Origin of the sequence: Streptomyces sp. NPDC005863 (genome assembly GCF_042871345.1) — a bacterium.
In the GTDB taxonomy this organism is placed as follows: domain Bacteria; phylum Actinomycetota; class Actinomycetes; order Streptomycetales; family Streptomycetaceae; genus Streptomyces.
In genome coordinates, this window is sequence record NZ_JBIAII010000006.1 from 1 (window position 1) to 15,328 (window position 15,328).

At 69.9% G+C, this 15,328-nt stretch carries 17 protein-coding genes; 9 read left to right on the forward strand and 8 right to left on the reverse strand.

All coding sequences use genetic code 11. The annotated features are described in order from the left end of the window. The first annotated feature begins 22 nt into the window (after positions 1 to 22). The 4 genes from ACFYO9_RS21525 (at position 23) to ACFYO9_RS21540 (ending at position 2,924) form a co-directional block, all read left to right on the forward strand. Positions 23 to 466: a hypothetical protein gene (locus tag ACFYO9_RS21525; RefSeq protein ID WP_359325567.1), complete on the forward strand. Its 444-nt coding sequence runs from the start codon at positions 23 to 25 to the stop codon at positions 464 to 466. Next, the gene (locus tag ACFYO9_RS21530; protein ID WP_388666498.1) at positions 466 to 1,323 is read left to right on the forward strand and encodes a protein kinase; all 858 of its coding nucleotides are present in this window, start codon (positions 466 to 468) and stop codon (positions 1,321 to 1,323) included. The genes ACFYO9_RS21525 and ACFYO9_RS21530 overlap by 1 nt, the downstream gene beginning before the upstream one ends. A gap of 326 nt (positions 1,324 to 1,649) precedes the next feature. Further along, entirely contained in the window at positions 1,650 to 1,826 is a 177-nt protein-coding gene (locus ACFYO9_RS21535; RefSeq protein ID WP_358778738.1) for a hypothetical protein, read from the forward strand. Between the two features lie 225 nt (positions 1,827 to 2,051). Further along, positions 2,052 to 2,924 (forward strand): calcium-binding protein, encoded by an 873-nt coding sequence (locus tag ACFYO9_RS21540; protein ID WP_358778737.1) that lies wholly within the window; start codon positions 2,052 to 2,054, stop codon positions 2,922 to 2,924. A 16-nt stretch (positions 2,925 to 2,940) separates the two neighbouring features. Here ACFYO9_RS21540 and ACFYO9_RS21545 read toward each other — a convergent pair whose 3' ends face one another. Beyond that, the gene (locus ACFYO9_RS21545) at positions 2,941 to 5,352 is read right to left on the reverse strand and encodes a cation-translocating P-type ATPase (protein WP_358778736.1); all 2,412 of its coding nucleotides are present in this window, start codon (positions 5,350 to 5,352) and stop codon (positions 2,941 to 2,943) included. A 167-nt stretch (positions 5,353 to 5,519) separates the two neighbouring features. Next, positions 5,520 to 5,786 (reverse strand): DUF2530 domain-containing protein, encoded by a 267-nt coding sequence (locus ACFYO9_RS21550; protein ID WP_355807930.1) that lies wholly within the window; start codon positions 5,784 to 5,786, stop codon positions 5,520 to 5,522. A 222-nt stretch (positions 5,787 to 6,008) separates the two neighbouring features. On the opposite strand from ACFYO9_RS21550, the gene ACFYO9_RS21555 reads away from it, so the two are divergent. Continuing rightward, complete coding sequence (locus ACFYO9_RS21555; protein ID WP_358778735.1) at positions 6,009 to 7,463, forward strand: NCS2 family permease; 1,455 nt, start codon at positions 6,009 to 6,011, stop codon at positions 7,461 to 7,463. Between the two features lie 22 nt (positions 7,464 to 7,485). On the opposite strand, the gene ACFYO9_RS21560 is transcribed toward ACFYO9_RS21555, so the two are convergent. After that, positions 7,486 to 7,668: a ribbon-helix-helix protein, CopG family gene (locus ACFYO9_RS21560; RefSeq protein WP_355807927.1), complete on the reverse strand. Its 183-nt coding sequence runs from the start codon at positions 7,666 to 7,668 to the stop codon at positions 7,486 to 7,488. 142 nt (positions 7,669 to 7,810) lie between these two features. Here ACFYO9_RS21560 and ACFYO9_RS21565 point away from each other — a divergent pair, with 142 nt between their 5' ends. Both ACFYO9_RS21565 and ACFYO9_RS21570 read left to right on the forward strand, forming a co-directional pair. Continuing rightward, positions 7,811 to 8,248: a MarR family transcriptional regulator gene (locus ACFYO9_RS21565; protein WP_355807925.1), complete on the forward strand. Its 438-nt coding sequence runs from the start codon at positions 7,811 to 7,813 to the stop codon at positions 8,246 to 8,248. 115 nt (positions 8,249 to 8,363) lie between these two features. Continuing rightward, a complete protein-coding gene (locus ACFYO9_RS21570) occupies positions 8,364 to 9,710 on the forward strand; it encodes an MFS transporter (RefSeq protein ID WP_355807923.1) in 1,347 nt (448 codons plus the stop codon). A gap of 9 nt (positions 9,711 to 9,719) precedes the next feature. On the opposite strand, the gene ACFYO9_RS21575 is transcribed toward ACFYO9_RS21570, so the two are convergent. Continuing rightward, on the reverse strand, positions 9,720 to 10,322 hold the full coding sequence (locus ACFYO9_RS21575) for a sugar O-acetyltransferase (RefSeq protein WP_358778734.1): 603 nt from the start codon (positions 10,320 to 10,322) through the stop codon (positions 9,720 to 9,722). Positions 10,323 to 10,485: 163 nt separating this feature from the next. On the opposite strand from ACFYO9_RS21575, the gene ACFYO9_RS21580 reads away from it, so the two are divergent. After that, a complete protein-coding gene (locus ACFYO9_RS21580; protein WP_358778733.1) occupies positions 10,486 to 11,478 on the forward strand; it encodes a LysR family transcriptional regulator in 993 nt (330 codons plus the stop codon). Here ACFYO9_RS21580 and ACFYO9_RS21585 read toward each other — a convergent pair. Beyond that, positions 11,426 to 11,995: a GNAT family N-acetyltransferase gene (locus tag ACFYO9_RS21585; protein ID WP_358778742.1), complete on the reverse strand. Its 570-nt coding sequence runs from the start codon at positions 11,993 to 11,995 to the stop codon at positions 11,426 to 11,428. The two genes, ACFYO9_RS21580 and ACFYO9_RS21585, sit on opposite strands and share 53 nt — an antisense overlap. A 62-nt stretch (positions 11,996 to 12,057) precedes the next feature. On the opposite strand from ACFYO9_RS21585, the gene thpR reads away from it, so the two are divergent. Beyond that, positions 12,058 to 12,669: an RNA 2',3'-cyclic phosphodiesterase gene (gene thpR / locus ACFYO9_RS21590; RefSeq protein ID WP_358778732.1), complete on the forward strand. Its 612-nt coding sequence runs from the start codon at positions 12,058 to 12,060 to the stop codon at positions 12,667 to 12,669. Between the two features lie 236 nt (positions 12,670 to 12,905). Here the strand turns inward: thpR and ACFYO9_RS21595 are convergent, their stop codons facing one another. The 3 genes from ACFYO9_RS21595 to ACFYO9_RS21605 all read right to left on the reverse strand — a co-directional run bounded on the left by ACFYO9_RS21595 (position 12,906) and on the right by ACFYO9_RS21605 (position 15,286). Next, positions 12,906 to 13,895 (reverse strand): aldo/keto reductase, encoded by a 990-nt coding sequence (locus ACFYO9_RS21595; RefSeq protein WP_358778731.1) that lies wholly within the window; start codon positions 13,893 to 13,895, stop codon positions 12,906 to 12,908. A 63-nt stretch (positions 13,896 to 13,958) separates the two neighbouring features. Next, positions 13,959 to 14,546 (reverse strand): Uma2 family endonuclease, encoded by a 588-nt coding sequence (locus ACFYO9_RS21600; protein ID WP_358778730.1) that lies wholly within the window; start codon positions 14,544 to 14,546, stop codon positions 13,959 to 13,961. 149 nt (positions 14,547 to 14,695) lie between these two features. After that, on the reverse strand, positions 14,696 to 15,286 hold the full coding sequence (locus ACFYO9_RS21605; RefSeq protein ID WP_358778729.1) for a Uma2 family endonuclease: 591 nt from the start codon (positions 15,284 to 15,286) through the stop codon (positions 14,696 to 14,698). Positions 15,287 to 15,328 lie beyond the last annotated feature (42 nt).

The following is a 15,328-nucleotide window of genomic DNA, read 5'->3' on the forward strand; positions in this document are numbered from 1 at the left end:
CGTCAACACCCAAGGAGAGTCGATGACCATCACCGAGCACGAGCTGAAGACCGGCCGCGCGACGGCCGGGGAAGAGCTGTTCGACAGCCTCGCCCGGTTCCTCGTCGTCCAGGAGCACATCGAGCGCCGGCGCGCGGAGCTGATCGCTGACCAGGCCGTGGCGTTCGTCGTCACCGCCGCCACCGTGAGCGTACCGATGATGCCTTCCGACGAAGTCGACCTGGGGCTGCACGCCCTGATCTTGCACACCCGGGCGTATGCCGGGATCTGCCAGGAGTACGCGGGGCGCTTCCTGCACCACAATCCGGCGCCGGGAGGCGGCGGCCGTGACCCGGAGATCGTGGCCGGATCGGCGCGCGCGATGAAGACGGCAGGATTCCGCGTCTGCGATGAGCTGTGGACGGTCAACGGCGAGAATCTCGCGCAGTGCGATTCCGACTGCGGCCGCCCCTACGGTCAAGCCTGATGCCGGGAGCCCTTGTGCCCGAACTTCCGCCCACGTTGGCCGCTCAACTCGGCATCGGTGACGTGTCGCTGGTGCTGGACCGGCGTGGCTCGATGATCTGGGACGTCCACGTCGGTGCGCGCCGGTACGCGTTGAAGCTCGGCCATCCCATCGCCGAGACCGAGCACTGGCCCGCCCAGCCGTGGACCGCGCTCGCCCCCGCACGGGAAGCCGCGGTCCTCGACCAGCTCGGACGCCCCGTACCGTCGGGCGAGTGGGAGCGGGGCACGTGGAACATGCAGTCCTGGCACGAGGGCCCCGACCTCCAGCATGCTTGGAGAGAGGTACGCGAGCAGGGCACCCGGCCTGATCTGACGGTGGCCCTGCGCTGTGCCCGCGCGCTTGCCGGGTTGCACGCGCAGGGGTGGGCGCACGGTGACGTCCAGCCCGCTCACCTGATCCTCGACGACCGCACCGTCCATTTGATCGATCTCGCCCTGGCCCACGGCAAGCCCGTCCCCGGTGATGTCGACTTCCCCTTTCGGGGGTGTCTCGTCCATTACGAAGCACCGGAGATCTCCGCTCGCATCCTCGACCACGGGTGGGCCACGCCTACTCAGGCCGGTGACGTGTACGCGCTGGGTGCGAGTCTGCTGATGGCCGCCACCGGCCGCCGCGTCGTCATCTACCCCGACCACGTCGACCGGACCGAACAGCGCGCCGCGATCGTCCAGGGCAACCGCCGCCCAGTGAACGTCAAGGGCCCACTGAAGCTGCTCATCGAACAGATGCTCCGTCATGCCCCAGAGCGACGCCCCGCCATCGCGCACGTCGTCCGCACGCTTCAGACGCTCTCGCCGCTACGAATTCATCCCTGACGGAAACCGGATGCCCCCCCCGCGCGACGCCCGCGCGACCTGTTTCTGGGAGGCCGCGCCCAGAAGCGAACGACCCCGCGCGGAGACGGCACGGGGCCGCTGGTTCGACTGATGGTTCCTCCTCGGGCGGTTGCGAGCGTTTCTGTCCGCGTTGTGCTTGATCCAATACTTTGAGTAAGGTTTAGGCCAATGGGGAATTCGGGCTGACCACCCGCATTCCATGGAATCCATGTGGGTGGGGGAACAATGCGCACACCGTGTGGTGGGCAGACCGTGGGGACCGGGCGGAGGGCGCCGGCCGCCGCGCCGGGCACCGGGGAGATCCGATGACGTCTCTCCTCGCGCAGATCGCCGTGATCCTGCTCGTCTTCCTCGGCCTGCTCACCGTGCTGGGGTCGGGGCTCGGCACGCTCGAACTCTCGCTGTGGGCGGCCGCGCAGGTCGCGCTCATCGTGTACGCGGTCCGGCGTTACCGCCGGGCCGTGCGCGCCTCCGGCGCCTGATCCAAGGGTTTGTCGGCTGCGACGGGTCCCTCTGCCGTGCTGCGGAGGGGGCCGGCGCTGCCCGTCCCGTGAGGTCACGCGTTCTCCGCAGAACTCACACTCTCCGTACAACCATTGGCCAAGGACGCGAGTCTGATCTTGCGAGTCAACAGACTCCTAGATCACTGGGTCCCGCGTGAGGGCGTGCAACGCACCGCGGGTCCCCTTCTCCACCTGGGGAAACACATGCGCATCCGTGCCACCGTGGCCGCACTGTCCGGCACCCTGGCCCTTTCCGCACTCGCCGTCCCGGCCGCCCAGGCCGCCGACGGCCCGGCCGCCGCTCCGCAGCTCGCCGCCTCCGTCGCCAAGGCCGCTCAGGCCGCCGACACCCCCGCCGACACCCGCGCCGGGGCCCGCGCCGCGGACACCGCCAAGATCACCAAGGTGTCCGTCAACGGCGGCAAGGACGTGTCGATCGGCACCACCGAGAAGAAGAAGTTCAAGGTCTCCGTCACCGCGACCGCCCCGTCGGGCATCGTGGCGGGCAGCGCCTTCCTCTGGCACGGCCCGGACAAGAACCACGCCGACGCCGTTCTCGCCCCCGAGGACTTCGAGGGCACGTGCGTGGTCGTGAACGCGACCACCTCGACCTGCACCGTCACCGTCGTCGCCGACCCGAAGATCGACATCTTCGCGAACACCGCGGCCGGCGGCGGCTGGAAGGTCTTCGCCAACGTGGGGGCCGAGGACGGGACCGGGGCCGGCGTCGAGGACGCCAAGGCCGACGCGAGCATCCTGCGCGCCTCCCGCCTCACCACCAACGCCTCCCCGGAGCCCATCAAGAAGGGCAAGACCCTCACGGTCACCGGCGCCCTCACCCGCGCCAACTGGGAGACCTCGAAGTACGCCGGCTACACCAAGCAGAGCGTGAAGCTGCAGTACAAGAAGAAGGGTGCCAGCAGCTACACCACCCTCAAGACGATCAAGTCCGACACCAAGGGCAACCTGAAGACCACGGTGAAGGCCTCCGCCGACGGCTACTTCCGGTACGTCTTCGCCGGTACGTCCACCACCCCGGCCGTGACGTCCACCAGCGACTTCGTCGACGTCAACTAGTCCACCCCGTAAGGGGCTACGCCGGAAAGCGGCGGTCCACCCAGCGGTAGACGAGCTCCACGGCCAGTGAGGCCACCGCCGCGATCGCGACCGCCGCCCACGGCATCGTCGTGCCCACCAGCTTCAGCTGGAAGAAGTCCTGGAGCCAGGGCACGGTCAGCACGAGCAGGAAGCCGAGACCCATCGCGCCGATCAGAGCGACCCGCCACCACGTGTAGGGGCGGGCGATGATCGCGAGTACCCACATGGCGATCAGGAACAGCGCCAGCGTGGCCGCGCTGGTCTCGGCCTCCCGCGCGCCCGCGCCGTCGTAATGGTGCCGGGCCAGCAGGTACGTCACGAAGGTGGCGACGCCCGCGATCACGCCGCCCGGGAGCGCGTACCGCATCACCCTGCGCACGAAGTGCGGTTTCGCCCGCTCCTTGTTGGGCGCGAGGGCGAGGAAGAACGCCGGGATGCCGATGGTGAGGGTGGACAGCAGCGTCAGGTGGCGCGGCAGGAAGAGGTACTCGACCTGTGCGCAGACCACGAGCAGCGCGATGACCACCGAGTAGACGGTCTTCACCAGAAACAGCGTGGCGACCCGGGTGATGTTGCCGATGACCCGGCGGCCCTCCGCGACCACCGAAGGCAGCGTCGCGAAGCTGTTGTTGAGCAGCACGATCTGCGCGACCGCGCGGGTCGCCTCCGAGCCCGAGCCCATCGAGACGCCGATGTCGGCGTCCTTGAGGGCAAGCACGTCGTTCACGCCGTCACCGGTCATCGCGACCGTGTGCCCGTGCGACTGCAGGGCGCCCACCATGTCGCGCTTCTGCTGCGGGGTCACCCGGCCGAAGACCGTGTGGTCGTCGAGCGCCTGCGCCATCCCGTCCCGTTCGGCGGGCAGCTTGCGGGCGTCCACCGTGTCGTCCGCGCCGGACAGCCCGAGCTTGCCCGCGACCGCGCCCACCGAGACCGCGTTGTCGCCGGAGATGACCTTGGCCGCGACGTCCTGCTCCGCGAAGTAGCGCAGGGTGTCGGCGGCGTCGGGGCGCAGCCGCTGTTCCAGGACGACCAGGGCGCTCGCCCGCGCGCCCGCGGCCACGTCCGGGTCGTCGAGGTCGCAGGACGCGCGGGCGAGCAGCAGCACGCGCAGGCCCTGCTGGTTGAGCTCCTCGATCTCGGCGAGCGACGGGTCGCCGTCGGGCAGCAGCACGTCGGGCGCGCCGAGGAGCCACGTCGAGGTGGTGCCGTCGCCCTCGCTGAAGGAGGCGCCGCTGTACTTGCGGGCCGAGGAGAAGGGCAGCGACTCGGTGCAGCGCCACTCCTCGCTGTCGGGGTAGGCGTCGATGATCGCCTGGAGGGAGGCGTTGGGGCGCGGGTCGGATTCGCCGAGGGCGCCGAGGACCTCGCGTACGCGCTGTTCGTCGTCGTCGCCCAGCGGGCGCAGCTCGGTGACGTCCATGCCGCCCTCGGTGAGGGTGCCGGTCTTGTCGAGGCAGACGGTGTCGACGCGGGCGAGCCCCTCGATGGCGGGGAGTTCCTGGACGAGGCACTGCTGGCGGCCCAGCCGGATCACGCCGATCGCGAAGGCCACGGAGGTGAGGAGGACCAGGCCCTCCGGGATCATCGGGACGATCCCGCCGACCGTGTACGCGACGGACTCCTTGAAGTTGTCGTCCTTGACGACGAGTTGGGAGATCACCAGGCCGATGGAGGTCGGGATCATCAGCCACGTCACGTACTTGAGGATCGTGGAGATGCCCGAGCGCAGCTCGGAGTGGACGAGGGTGAAGCGGCTGGCCTCCTCGGCGAGCTGCGCCGCGTACGCCTCGCGGCCGACGCGGGTGGCGGTGAACGCGCCGCCGCCCGCGACGACGAACGAGCCCGACATCATCCGGTCGCCGGGCTTCTTGATGACCGGGTCCGCCTCGCCGGTGAGCAGCGACTCGTCGACCTCCAGGCTGTCGGCCTCCACGGTCTCGCCGTCGACCGGGATCTTGTCGCCGGGGCCGAGCTCCACCAGGTCGCCGAGGACGATCTCGGAGGTGGAGATCTCGGCGGCGGTGCCGTCGCGCCGCACGGTCGGTTTGGCCTCGCCCAGGACGGCGAGGGAGTCCAGGGTCTTCTTGGCGCGCCACTCCTGGATGATGCCGATGCCGGTGTTGGCGACGATCACGAAGCCGAAGAGGCTGTCCTGGATCGGCGCGACGAACAGCATGATCACCCAGAGCACGCCGATGATCGCGTTGAAGCGGGTGAAGACGTTGGCCCGGACGATCTCGCCGAGCGAGCGCGAGCTGCGCACGGGCACGTCGTTGACCTCGCCGCGGGCGACCCGCTCGGCGACCTCCGCCGCCGTCAGTCCGGTGGCCCGGTCGGCCCGGCCCGCAGGGAGCCGCACCGGGTGGACCGGGTCGAGTTCTGCGCCCGCGTCGATATCCGTCATGCATTCGACGGTAAGGGCGGTCTTGCGGCTTCACCCCCTGAGTGCCCGAAAGATCCGACCTCGGGAGGATGGGGGCGGTCCTGTGGTCGTACGGGAGTACCGCGGGCGTGGGACGTTCGGCCCTCGGGGGTCCGGGACCTTCGGCCCTGCCGCTCAGGCCCCCAGCCTTACTGCTGCGGCTGCGCCTGCGCCGCCTTCGCCCGCTTGATCGCCGCGTCCCGCGTGCGGACGTACCAGATGCCGATGAGGCCGAGGCCGCCGCCGGCCAGGCAGGTCCACACCCACCAGGTCGCGTCGCGGTCGTCGAACCAGCCGTAGAACGGGAGCTGGACCAGGAAGAGGACGAACCAGAGGATCGTGCCGCCGGTGATGGTGGCGACCACGGGGCCCTCCAGGGGCTCCGGCGCCTCGTGCTTGGGGGTCCACTTCGCCATGGGGACAGCTTACGAGGCGGCGCCGGGCCTGCGTACATCCGTTGCGCGCGCTGGGTCTACGCGCGGAGATAGCGATTTCTCTCTCATGTATTCATACTGAAACGGCTCGTTAATGGCCGATTGCTTTCGTACGAATAAACAAGTCGAAGCGAAATCGGCGCCGAACGATCTTCCGCAACTCGCCGAACGATCTTCCCCATCTCTGAGTCCACGAGGTCCCGCATGCCTTCCTCGGCCACCGCCCCGGTCGACGCCAGCAAAGAGCCGCCGAAGTCCCCGAAGAACGGGCTCGACGGCTTCTTCAAGATCTCCGAGCGGGGTTCGACCCTGGCCCGTGAGGTCCGCGGCGGCTTCGCCACCTTCTTCGCGATGGCCTACATCGTCGTGCTCAACCCGATCATCCTGGGCAGCGCCAAGGACATGTACGGGCATCAGCTCGACAACAAGCAGCTGGTCACCGCGACCGTGCTGACCGCGGCGTTCACCACGCTCCTGATGGGCGTCATCGGCAACGTCCCGATCGCGCTCGCGGCCGGCCTCGGCGTGAACACCGTCGTCGCCCTCCAGCTCGCGCCCCGCATGTCGTGGCCGGACGCGATGGGCATGGTCGTCCTCGCCGGCTTCGTCGTGATGCTGCTCGTCGCGACCGGGCTGCGGGAACGCGTGATGAGCGCCGTGCGGCTGGGCCTGCGCAAGGGCATCGCGATCGGCATCGGCCTGTTCATCATGCTGATCGGCCTCGTCGACTCCGGCTTCGTCTCGCGCATGCCGGACGCCGCGCACACCACCGTCCCGCTCCAGCTCGGCGGCGACGGACACCTCAACGGCTGGCCCGTCCTCGTCTTCGTGCTCGGCGTGCTGCTCACCCTCGTGCTGCTCGTGCGCAAGGTGCCCGGCGCCATCCTCATCAGCATCGTCGTCATGACGATCGTCGCGATGATCATCCACTCCGCGGCGGGCCTCCCGACCGAGTCCTGGGGCCTGACCAGCCCGGAGTGGCCCGGCAACCCCGTCTCCTCCCCGGACTTCGGGCTCGTCGGCCAGATCAGCCTCTTCGGCGGCTTCCAGAAGGTCGGCGTCCTGACCGGCGTCCTCTTCGTCTTCACCGTGCTGCTCTCGTGCTTCTTCGACGCGATGGGCACGATCATGGGCATCGGCGACGAGGCGGGACTGACCGACTCCCGCGGCAACATGCCCGGCATCAACAAGGTGCTGTTCGTCGACGGCATCGCGGTCGCCGCGGGCGGCGCCTCGTCCTCCTCCGCCACCACCTGCTTCGTGGAGTCCACGGCGGGCGTCGGCGAGGGCGCCCGTACGGGCTTCGCGAACGTCGTCACCGGCGGGCTCTTCGCCGTCGCGCTCTTCCTCACGCCGCTCGCCACGATGGTCCCGTCCCAGGCCGCCACGCCCGCGCTGCTCGCGGTGGGCTTCCTGATCCTGTCCGGCTCCATCCGGCAGATCGACTGGGCCGACCACACGATCGCGATCCCGGCGTTCGTGACGATGCTGATGATGCCGTTCACATACTCGATCACCAACGGCATCGGCATGGGCTTCATCACCTTCACCGTGCTGCGGCTCGCGGCCGGGCGCGGCCGTGAGGTGCCGGTCGCGATGTACGCGGTGTCGGCCGTGTTCGCCTTCTACTACCTGATGCCGGCGCTGAACCTCACGTAGCCGAAGTCCCCGTAATCGGTGCTCACGCAGCCCCGTAGAACCTCGCCGTCTCCTCGACGGACGTCTTGAAGCGTTCGTCGAAGTCGTCCCGAATGAGCGTCCGGACCACATAGTCCTGGACGCTCATTCCTCTTTTGGCCGCGTGCTGTCGGAGCCGGTCGAGCAGCTCACCGTCTATGCGCAGGCTGAGCACTGGCGATCCCATGCGTGCCAGGGTCACGGCGCCCCACGGCCGACGCGTCACTTTCCGAAGTCACCTCACTCGTTCGGGTGAGGAAATGGTTCGGCGTGGGTCGGCTGGGAATCCGGGTGGTCCTTAGCTAGGGTAATGAGTTACGCTAACAAACATGCCGGACCTCTCCCATGGTGACGATGCCGTCGCCGTGAACGCCTTGCGCTCCGCTGTGATGCGCCTGTCCCGTCGACTCAAGCACCAGCGCGTCGACGAGTCGCTGAGCCCCACCGAGATGTCGGTGCTCGGCACCCTTGCCCGCTGCGGCTCCGCGACGCCGGGCGAACTCGCCCGCAAGGAGCACGTGCAGCCGCCGTCGATGACCCGCATCGTCGCCCTGCTCGAGGCGAAGGGGCTGGTCCGTCTCGAACCTCACCCCGAGGACCGCCGCCAGAAGGTGGTGACCCAGACCGAGACGGCCGAGGCCATGCTCGAGGAGAGCCGCCGCAAGCGGAACGCCTGGCTGGCCGGTCTGGCCGCGGAGCTCGACGACGACGAGTGGGCGCGCCTGCGCGCCGCCGCTCCCGTCCTGGAGAAGCTCGCGCACCTGTAGCCACGCGGCTGGTCACGCGGTACCCCCGCGCGGCACGCCGGCAGTCCCGCGGAACCCCGCGGGCACTCCCGCCCACCGCGGGAGCCCTACGTACGCCAAAGGAGGCGAACCCACTTTGAGTACGGGATCCGGAGCAGACTCCGCCCCCGCACCAACCGCCCTCGACGAGTCCGTCCGCCCCCGTAAAGCCTCGATGTTCAGCTCGCTGAAGATCCGCAACTACCGGCTCTTCGCGTCCGGGGCGGTCGTCTCCAACACCGGCACCTGGATGGCCCGGATCACCCAGGACTGGCTGGTCCTGAGCCTGACCGGATCCTCCGCGGCCGTCGGCATCACCACGGCCATGCAGTTCCTGCCGATGCTGCTCTTCGGTCTGTACGGCGGGGTGATCGCGGACCGCTTCGCCAAGCGGAACCTGCTCTTCGTCACCCAGGGCGCGATGAGCCTCAGCGGGCTCTTCCTCGCCGCCCTCACGCTCAGCGGCCACGTCCAGGTCTGGCACGTCTACTTCGCGGCGTTCTTCACCGGTCTCGTGACCGTCGTCGACAACCCGACGCGGCAGTCCTTCGTGTCCGAGATGGTCGGCCCCGACCAGGTCCGCAACGCCGTTTCGCTCAACTCCGCCAACTTCCAGTCCGCGCGTCTCATCGGCCCCGCCGTGGCGAGCGCGCTGACCGCGGCGGTCGGGCCCGGCTGGGCGTTCCTCGCCAACGGCCTGTCCTTCCTCGCGCCGCTCACCGGTCTGCTCCTGATGCGCACGGGCGAGCTGCACCGCACGCCGCGCAGGCCGCGCGGCAAGGGGCAGCTGCGGGAGGGCCTGAACTACGTCTCGAAGAACCCCGAGCTGATCTGGCCGATCGTCCTCGTCGGCTTCATCGGCACCTTCGGCTTCAACTTCCCGATCTGGCTGAGCGCGTTCGCGGACGACATCTTCCACGGCGGCGTGGGGATGTACGGGCTCTTCAACACCCTGATGGCGGTCGGCTCACTGGCCGGCGCGCTGCTCGCGGCCCGGCGCGGCTCCTCGCGGCTGCGGCTCCTCGCGGGGGCGGCGGTCGCCTTCGGAGTGCTGCAGATCGTGGCGGCCCTCGCGCCCGAGTACTGGATGTTCGTCGCGCTGATCGTGCCGATGGGCATCCTGGGCCTGACGGTGAACGTCACCGCGAACTCCTCGGTGCAGATGGCCACGGACCCGGAGATGCGGGGCCGCGTCATGTCCCTGTTCATGATGGTCTTCACCGGCGGCACCCCGCTGGGCGGCCCGCTCTTCGGCTGGCTGGCCGACGCGTACGGCGTCCGCGTGAGCATGGCCCTGGGCGGCCTGATCTGCGCCCTCGCAGCGCTCGGCGTCGCCCTGATGCTGGCCCGCGCGGCCAACCTCCGCCTGAAGGTGGACCTGCGCAGGGGCCGCAGGCACGTGCAGTTCGTACCGAGGGAACGGGAGCTGGCTACGGCGGCGTGAGGGCCGCCGTCAGCCGTCCCACTGTCTGCGTGCGGACGCGGCGGTTCCGGTCACCAGCGTGTTGGCCGGCACGTCCTTCGTGACGACGGTCCCGGCGCCGACCACGGCGCCGGGACCGATCGTGACTCCGGGAAGCACGGTCACCCCGCCGCCGATCCAGGCGTCGGCTCCGATGGTGATGGGCGCCCGGGTGATGAAGTCCCTGCGGTCGGCGGCCGGCAGCGGGTGGTCGGAGGAGATGAGATGGGTCCTCGGCCCGATCAGGACCCCGTCCCCCAGGCGGATGCCGCCCTGGTCGTAGAAGGTGCAGCCGTGGTTGACGAAGACGTGCCCGCCGAATTCGGTGCGGAGTCCGTGGTCGGTGTAGAAGGGCGGGTAGACGGTGACGGAGTCGGGCACCGGCTTGCCGAAGATGTCGGAAAGCAGGGCCGCGCGGCCGGCCTTGTCGTCGAAGGGCAGGACGTTCAGCCGTGACGTGAGCGTGGTCACGTACTCGATCCGCTCGGCCACCCGCGCGAACTCCGGGGTGCGGACGTAGAGACGGTCCTGTTCTTGATCCTGGTCTCGGTTCCGGTCTCGGTTCTGGACTTGGTTCCGGTCTTGGTCGGGCACGGGGATTCCTCACGAGGGCGGCCGTCGGGATACGGCGGGGGAGCAACCAGAGCTGGTCAACCGGAGGTTGGCCGTGGCCATCAAAGCGGCGCGGGACACCGGGGATCAAACAACGTTCGGGCCGTCAAGAACAACGTTTGGTTGTCCGCCTAGGATGAGCCGCATGGACGTCATGGCCGTGCGCACCTTCGTCGCCGTCGTGGACACGGGACAGTTTCAGGAAGCCGCCGCCGATCTGTCGGTCACGCCGCAGGCCGTGTCCAAGCGTGTCGCCGGGCTGGAGAAGGAGCTGGGGGTCCAGCTCTTCACCAGGGACGCCCGCGGGGCGCGGCTCACCATCGACGGACAGGCGTTCCTGCCCCACGCCCGGACCTTCCTGCACGCATCCGAGTGCGCGGTCGCCTCCGTACGGCCGGGCGGGCGGGCGCTGCGCGTCGACGTGATCGGCCGGCAGCTCTCCCTGACCGGGCTGCTCCGCGGCTTCCACCGCGCGTACCCCGACGTCGAGTTGGACGTCGTGACACTGTTCGACTCCGACACGGCCGTCGCCGCCGTCCGGGACGGGACCATCGACGTGACGTTCCGCGCCGTCACCGTGCCGGGGCGGCCGCTGCCCCCGGGTGTGGAGGCCACGCCCGTCTTCGACGAGCCCCTGCACCTGTTCACCGGACCGCGGCACGAGTTCGCGAACGCCCCCGCGCTCACTCCCGCCGATCTCGCCGGGCGGCGGATCTGGATGCCGGGCAATCTGCCGGGCACCGAATGGGCCGCCTACTACGAGGAACTCGCCGCCGCCTTCGGCCTCACCATCGACTCGGTCGGCCCGGACTTCGGCATCGAATCCCTGCTGGACACCATCGCGGGATCCACGGCGCTGGCCACCTTCGTCAGCGAACAGACGCCCCTGGTGTGGCCGGCCGGCCACGACCTGCGCCGCATCCCCCTCAGGGACCCGGTCCCGCTCTACCCCCACTCCCTGATCTGGCGCACCGGCAACACGCATCCCTCACTGGCCGCCCTGCGCGACCATCTCGCCGCCGCGTATCCGGGCCGCCCCGACCACGGCGTCTGGACGCCGGAGGGGACACGGCCCGTCGCCGCCGTCAGACGCGGCGGGCCAGTACCTGGCCCGGCCAGGTGCCGTCCGGGCCCGTGAAGGGGGTCGTGCGCTCGAAGCCGTTGCTCTCGTAGTACGCGACCAGCTTGCCGTCGTCGCCCGCGTAGCAGTCGACCCGGAGCAGGGAGACGCCCTGTCGGCGGGTCTCCTCGGCCGCGTGGGCGAGCAGTGCGCGGCCCACGCCGCGGGCGGCGGGGCGGCGGTGGTCGGTGGCCAGCAGGTGGACGTAGCGCTCGGGCTCGTCGGCCCGCGGGATGAAGTCGCCGCCCGGGCCGTCCGTGAGCGTCACCGTGCCCGCCACCTCGCCGTCGATCTCCGCGATCCAGGGCTCGCCCGTCGTCAGGTACTTCTCGATCATCGCGACGGCCCTGGGGTTCTCGGACCAGGGCGTCGTGCCCCACTGTCCCGTGCGGCCCTGCGCGGCCAGCCACTTAACCGCCCCGTCGAAGAGGGCGGTGACGGCGGGGATGTCGTCGGGGCCGCCCTTCCTGATCGTCAGCGACTTCGTGGTGGTGTTCGTGGCGGTGTTCGTGGCGGTGTTCGTGCCGGTGTTCATGTCGGTGGTCATGTCATCCATGGGTGGAGGCTAGCGGCACCCGTCATGAGAGCGTCACCTCCATGAGACTCTTCGCCGCGGTCCTCCCGCCCGACTCCGCGACCGCCGAACTGGCCGACGCCGCCCGCGCGTTGCAGCGGCTGCCCGGCGCCGGCGAGCTGCGCTGGACGGCTCGCGACAGCTGGCACTTCACGCTCGCCTTCATGGCGGACGTCGAGGAGGCGGCCGTGCCGGACCTCGCCGCTCGCCTTGAGCGGGCCGCGCACCGCACGGCCCCCTTCCCGCTCGCCCTGCGCGGCGGCGGGCACTTCGGGGACCGGGCGCTGTGGGCCGGGGCCGCCGGGGACGTGGCCGCGCTGCGGCTGCTCGCCCAGCGCACGGACGCGGCGGCCCGCAAGGCGGGCATCGCGATGGAGGAGCACCGGTCCTACCGCCCGCACCTGACGCTCGCCCGCACCCGCGCCCGTACGGACCTCCGTCCGTCCGGCACGGACCTCCGGCCGTACGTGGACGCGCTCGCCCCCTTCGAGGGCACCGCGTGGACCGTGGGCGAGCTGACGCTCGTCCGCAGCAATCTGCCGCGCAGCGGGGTGCCGGGGGAGCGGCCGCGGTACGAGGCGGTGGGGCGCTGGGTACTGGGAGGCGGCGCGGGGGAGCCGGGCGGCGCCGGTTAACCTCGACGGTGTGGACCCGAAAACCAGAAACCGGATCATGGCCGGCGTGCTCGTGCTGATGTTCGTCGTGGTGGCGGTGGCGGCCGCGGTCGGCGGTTAGGGCCGGTAGGCCCCCAGCCGACGCGGGCCGCCCCGTTCATCTCCCGTACGGCCGCTCGTCTTCCGTGCGGCCGCTCATCTCCCGTACGAGCCCGCCGGGTGCTGTCTCCCGCCGGGAGTCACCAGGCGACCGGGAATCACCAGGCGAACGACTCCGGTGACGGGCCGGGGCCCGGGAAGATCTCGTCCAGCGCGTCGAGCAGCTCCGCGGAGAGTTCCAGCTCGACGGCGCGCAGCGCGGAGTCGAACTGTTCGGCGGTGCGCGGACCGACGATGGGCGCGGTGACGCCGGGCCGGGTGAGCAGCCAGGCCAGCGCGACCTCGCCGGGCTCGAGACCGTGCTTGTCGAGCAGGTCCTCGTACGCCTGGACCTGCGCGCGGACCTCCGGCTTCGCGAGTTCCGCGGCGGCGCGTCCGCCGCTGCGCCGCGCGCCCTCCTGCTTCTTCAGCGCGCCGCCGAGCAGCCCGCCGTGCAGCGGCGACCAGGGGATGACGCCGAGGCCGTACTCCTGGGCGGCGGGGATGACCTCCATCTCGGCGTCGCGGGCGGCGAGGTTGTACAGGCACTGCTCGCTGACGAGGCCGTAGCTGCCGCGTCGTGCGGCCGTCTCGTTGGCCTGGGCGATCTTGTAGCCGGGGAAGTTGGAGGAGCCGGCGTAGAGGATCTTGCCCTGCTGGACCAGGACGTCGACGGCCTGCCAGATCTCCTCGAACGGGGTGGTCCGGTCGATGTGGTGGAACTGGTAGATGTCGATGTAGTCGGTCTGCAGCCGCTTCAGCGAGGCCTCGACGGCGCGGCGGATGTTGAGCGCGGAGAGCCGGTCGTGGTTGGGCCAGGCGGGCTCCTCCTGGGGAGCCATCTTCCCGTACACCTTCGTGGCGAGCACGACCTTGTCGCGCCGCTCGCCGCCCTGCGCGAACCAGGTGCCGATGATCTCCTCGGTACGGCCCTTGCCCGCGCCCTGTCCGTAGACGTTGGCGGTGTCGAAGTAGTTGACGCCCGCGTCGAGCGCGGTGTCCATGAGCGAGTGGCTGTCGGGTTCGTTGGTGAAAGGCCCGAAGTTCATGGTGCCGAGCGTGAGCCGGCTGACCTTGAGCCCTGTGCGTCCCAGCTGCGTGTACTTCATGGGGCCCCAGCCAAGGGGGTGGAGTGGGCTCTAGGCAAGGGGGAGCGGCGGGAGGGGGGTGGGTCAGTCGCGGGAGAAGTCGGAGGTGTCGAGGGTGAGGCCGATGAAGGTGTGGGTCAGATCGATCTTCTGACCGAAGTCGGCCGTCGTCTCGACGCGGTAGTCGCCGTCCTCGGGCCGGGTGTAGACGTGGCACTTGCCCTGGTAGGGGTCGACGATCAGGTAGACGGCGACTGCGGCCGTGGCGTAACCGGTCTTCTTGGGCCCGTAGTCGTTCGGGCCGGTGCCACGGGAGATCACCTCGGCGACGAACTCGACGTCGTCGCAGTGAAAGCCACCGCGCGCGTTCCGCTCGGCCGTGTCCGCGACCAGCGCGACGTCGCTGCAGAAGGCGTTGAGCTCACCGGGGTAGTCGATGCGGACGTCGGACAGGAGGCGGCGGCGAGCGTACTTGGTCCTCAGCTGCTCGTAGATACCCGCGATGATGTCCCAGTGGTTGGCCCGCTGCGGCGTCGTGTGGACGGCCCCCTCGATGATGTCGATCTTGTATCCCTCGAGGAAGGGCCCGTGCTCAAGCGCGTCGAACATCTTGTCCAAGCGCGTGGTGTTGTCGTCGGCCATGGCGATCCTGTCGGTCTCTACGACGGTCATCGTGGCGCTCCTCCCCGGCCGCCCTCGGTCGAGTACAGCCGCGCGGTACAACGATATGCGCGGTGTCCGGGTCACGTCCGGTCACGGGCCGTCCGGCCGGCCCGTCGCGCGCCGAGCCGGGATGCGCCGGGATGCGCCGGGATGCCGGATCAGTCGCGGGGGAAGCTGTCGGTCTTCAGGATGAGGTCGACGACCGTGCCGGTCAGGTCGATCTCCTCGCCGAAGTCGGACTTCGACTGCGTGCGGTACTCGCCGTCCTTGGGGTCGGTGTAGACGTGGCAGCGGCCCTGGTACGGGTCGGCGACGAGGTACACGGGAACCCCGGCCGCGGCGTACGCGGCCTTCTTCGGGCCGTAGTCGTTCAGGCCGGTGCCACGGGAGATGACTTCGGCGACGAACTCGACGTCCTGGTACCGCCAGCGGCCGCGCTCGTCCTTCTTGGCCGTTCCGCGCAGCTTTGCCACGTCCGGGCAGAAGCCGTTGTCATGGCCCGGAAAGTCGATGCGTACGTCGGACATCACCCGGACGTCCATACCGAACTGGTCCTCCAGTGCCCGCACGATCCTGCGGATGATTTCCCAGTGATTGTCCCGCTGCGGCACCATGAAGACAGCCCCCTCGACGACCTCTGCCTTGATTCCTTCGGGGACCATCCGCTCGATGAGCTCGAACCATCGGTCCAAGTCCCATTCGACGTCGTTGTCGGCCATCTCGATCCTGTCGGTCTCTACGACGGTCATCGTGGCGCTCCTCCCCGGCCGCCCTCGGTCGAGTGCGGCCGC

What these genes read in the sequence shown, in the direction of transcription:
- ACFYO9_RS21555 (WP_358778735.1), top strand. Translation starts at nt 6,009, where the DNA reads ATGCCTTCCTCGGCCACCGCCCCGGTCGACGCCAGCAAAGAGCCGCCG.
- ACFYO9_RS21525 (WP_359325567.1), top strand. Translation starts at nt 23, where the DNA reads ATGACCATCACCGAGCACGAGCTGAAGACCGGCCGCGCGACGGCCGGG.
- ACFYO9_RS21585 (WP_358778742.1), bottom strand. Translation starts at nt 11,995, where the DNA reads ATGAACACCGGCACGAACACCGCCACGAACACCGCCACGAACACCACC.
- ACFYO9_RS21545 (WP_358778736.1), bottom strand. Translation starts at nt 5,352, where the DNA reads ATGACGGATATCGACGCGGGCGCAGAACTCGACCCGGTCCACCCGGTG.
- ACFYO9_RS21595 (WP_358778731.1), bottom strand. Translation starts at nt 13,895, where the DNA reads ATGAAGTACACGCAGCTGGGACGCACAGGGCTCAAGGTCAGCCGGCTC.
- thpR (WP_358778732.1), top strand. Translation starts at nt 12,058, where the DNA reads ATGAGACTCTTCGCCGCGGTCCTCCCGCCCGACTCCGCGACCGCCGAA.
- ACFYO9_RS21600 (WP_358778730.1), bottom strand. Translation starts at nt 14,546, where the DNA reads ATGACCGTCGTAGAGACCGACAGGATCGCCATGGCCGACGACAACACC.
- ACFYO9_RS21580 (WP_358778733.1), top strand. Translation starts at nt 10,486, where the DNA reads ATGGACGTCATGGCCGTGCGCACCTTCGTCGCCGTCGTGGACACGGGA.
- ACFYO9_RS21535 (WP_358778738.1), top strand. Translation starts at nt 1,650, where the DNA reads ATGACGTCTCTCCTCGCGCAGATCGCCGTGATCCTGCTCGTCTTCCTC.
- ACFYO9_RS21530 (WP_388666498.1), top strand. Translation starts at nt 466, where the DNA reads ATGCCGGGAGCCCTTGTGCCCGAACTTCCGCCCACGTTGGCCGCTCAA.
- ACFYO9_RS21605 (WP_358778729.1), bottom strand. Translation starts at nt 15,286, where the DNA reads ATGACCGTCGTAGAGACCGACAGGATCGAGATGGCCGACAACGACGTC.
- ACFYO9_RS21540 (WP_358778737.1), top strand. Translation starts at nt 2,052, where the DNA reads ATGCGCATCCGTGCCACCGTGGCCGCACTGTCCGGCACCCTGGCCCTT.
- ACFYO9_RS21565 (WP_355807925.1), top strand. Translation starts at nt 7,811, where the DNA reads ATGCCGGACCTCTCCCATGGTGACGATGCCGTCGCCGTGAACGCCTTG.
- ACFYO9_RS21560 (WP_355807927.1), bottom strand. Translation starts at nt 7,668, where the DNA reads ATGGGATCGCCAGTGCTCAGCCTGCGCATAGACGGTGAGCTGCTCGAC.
- ACFYO9_RS21550 (WP_355807930.1), bottom strand. Translation starts at nt 5,786, where the DNA reads ATGGCGAAGTGGACCCCCAAGCACGAGGCGCCGGAGCCCCTGGAGGGC.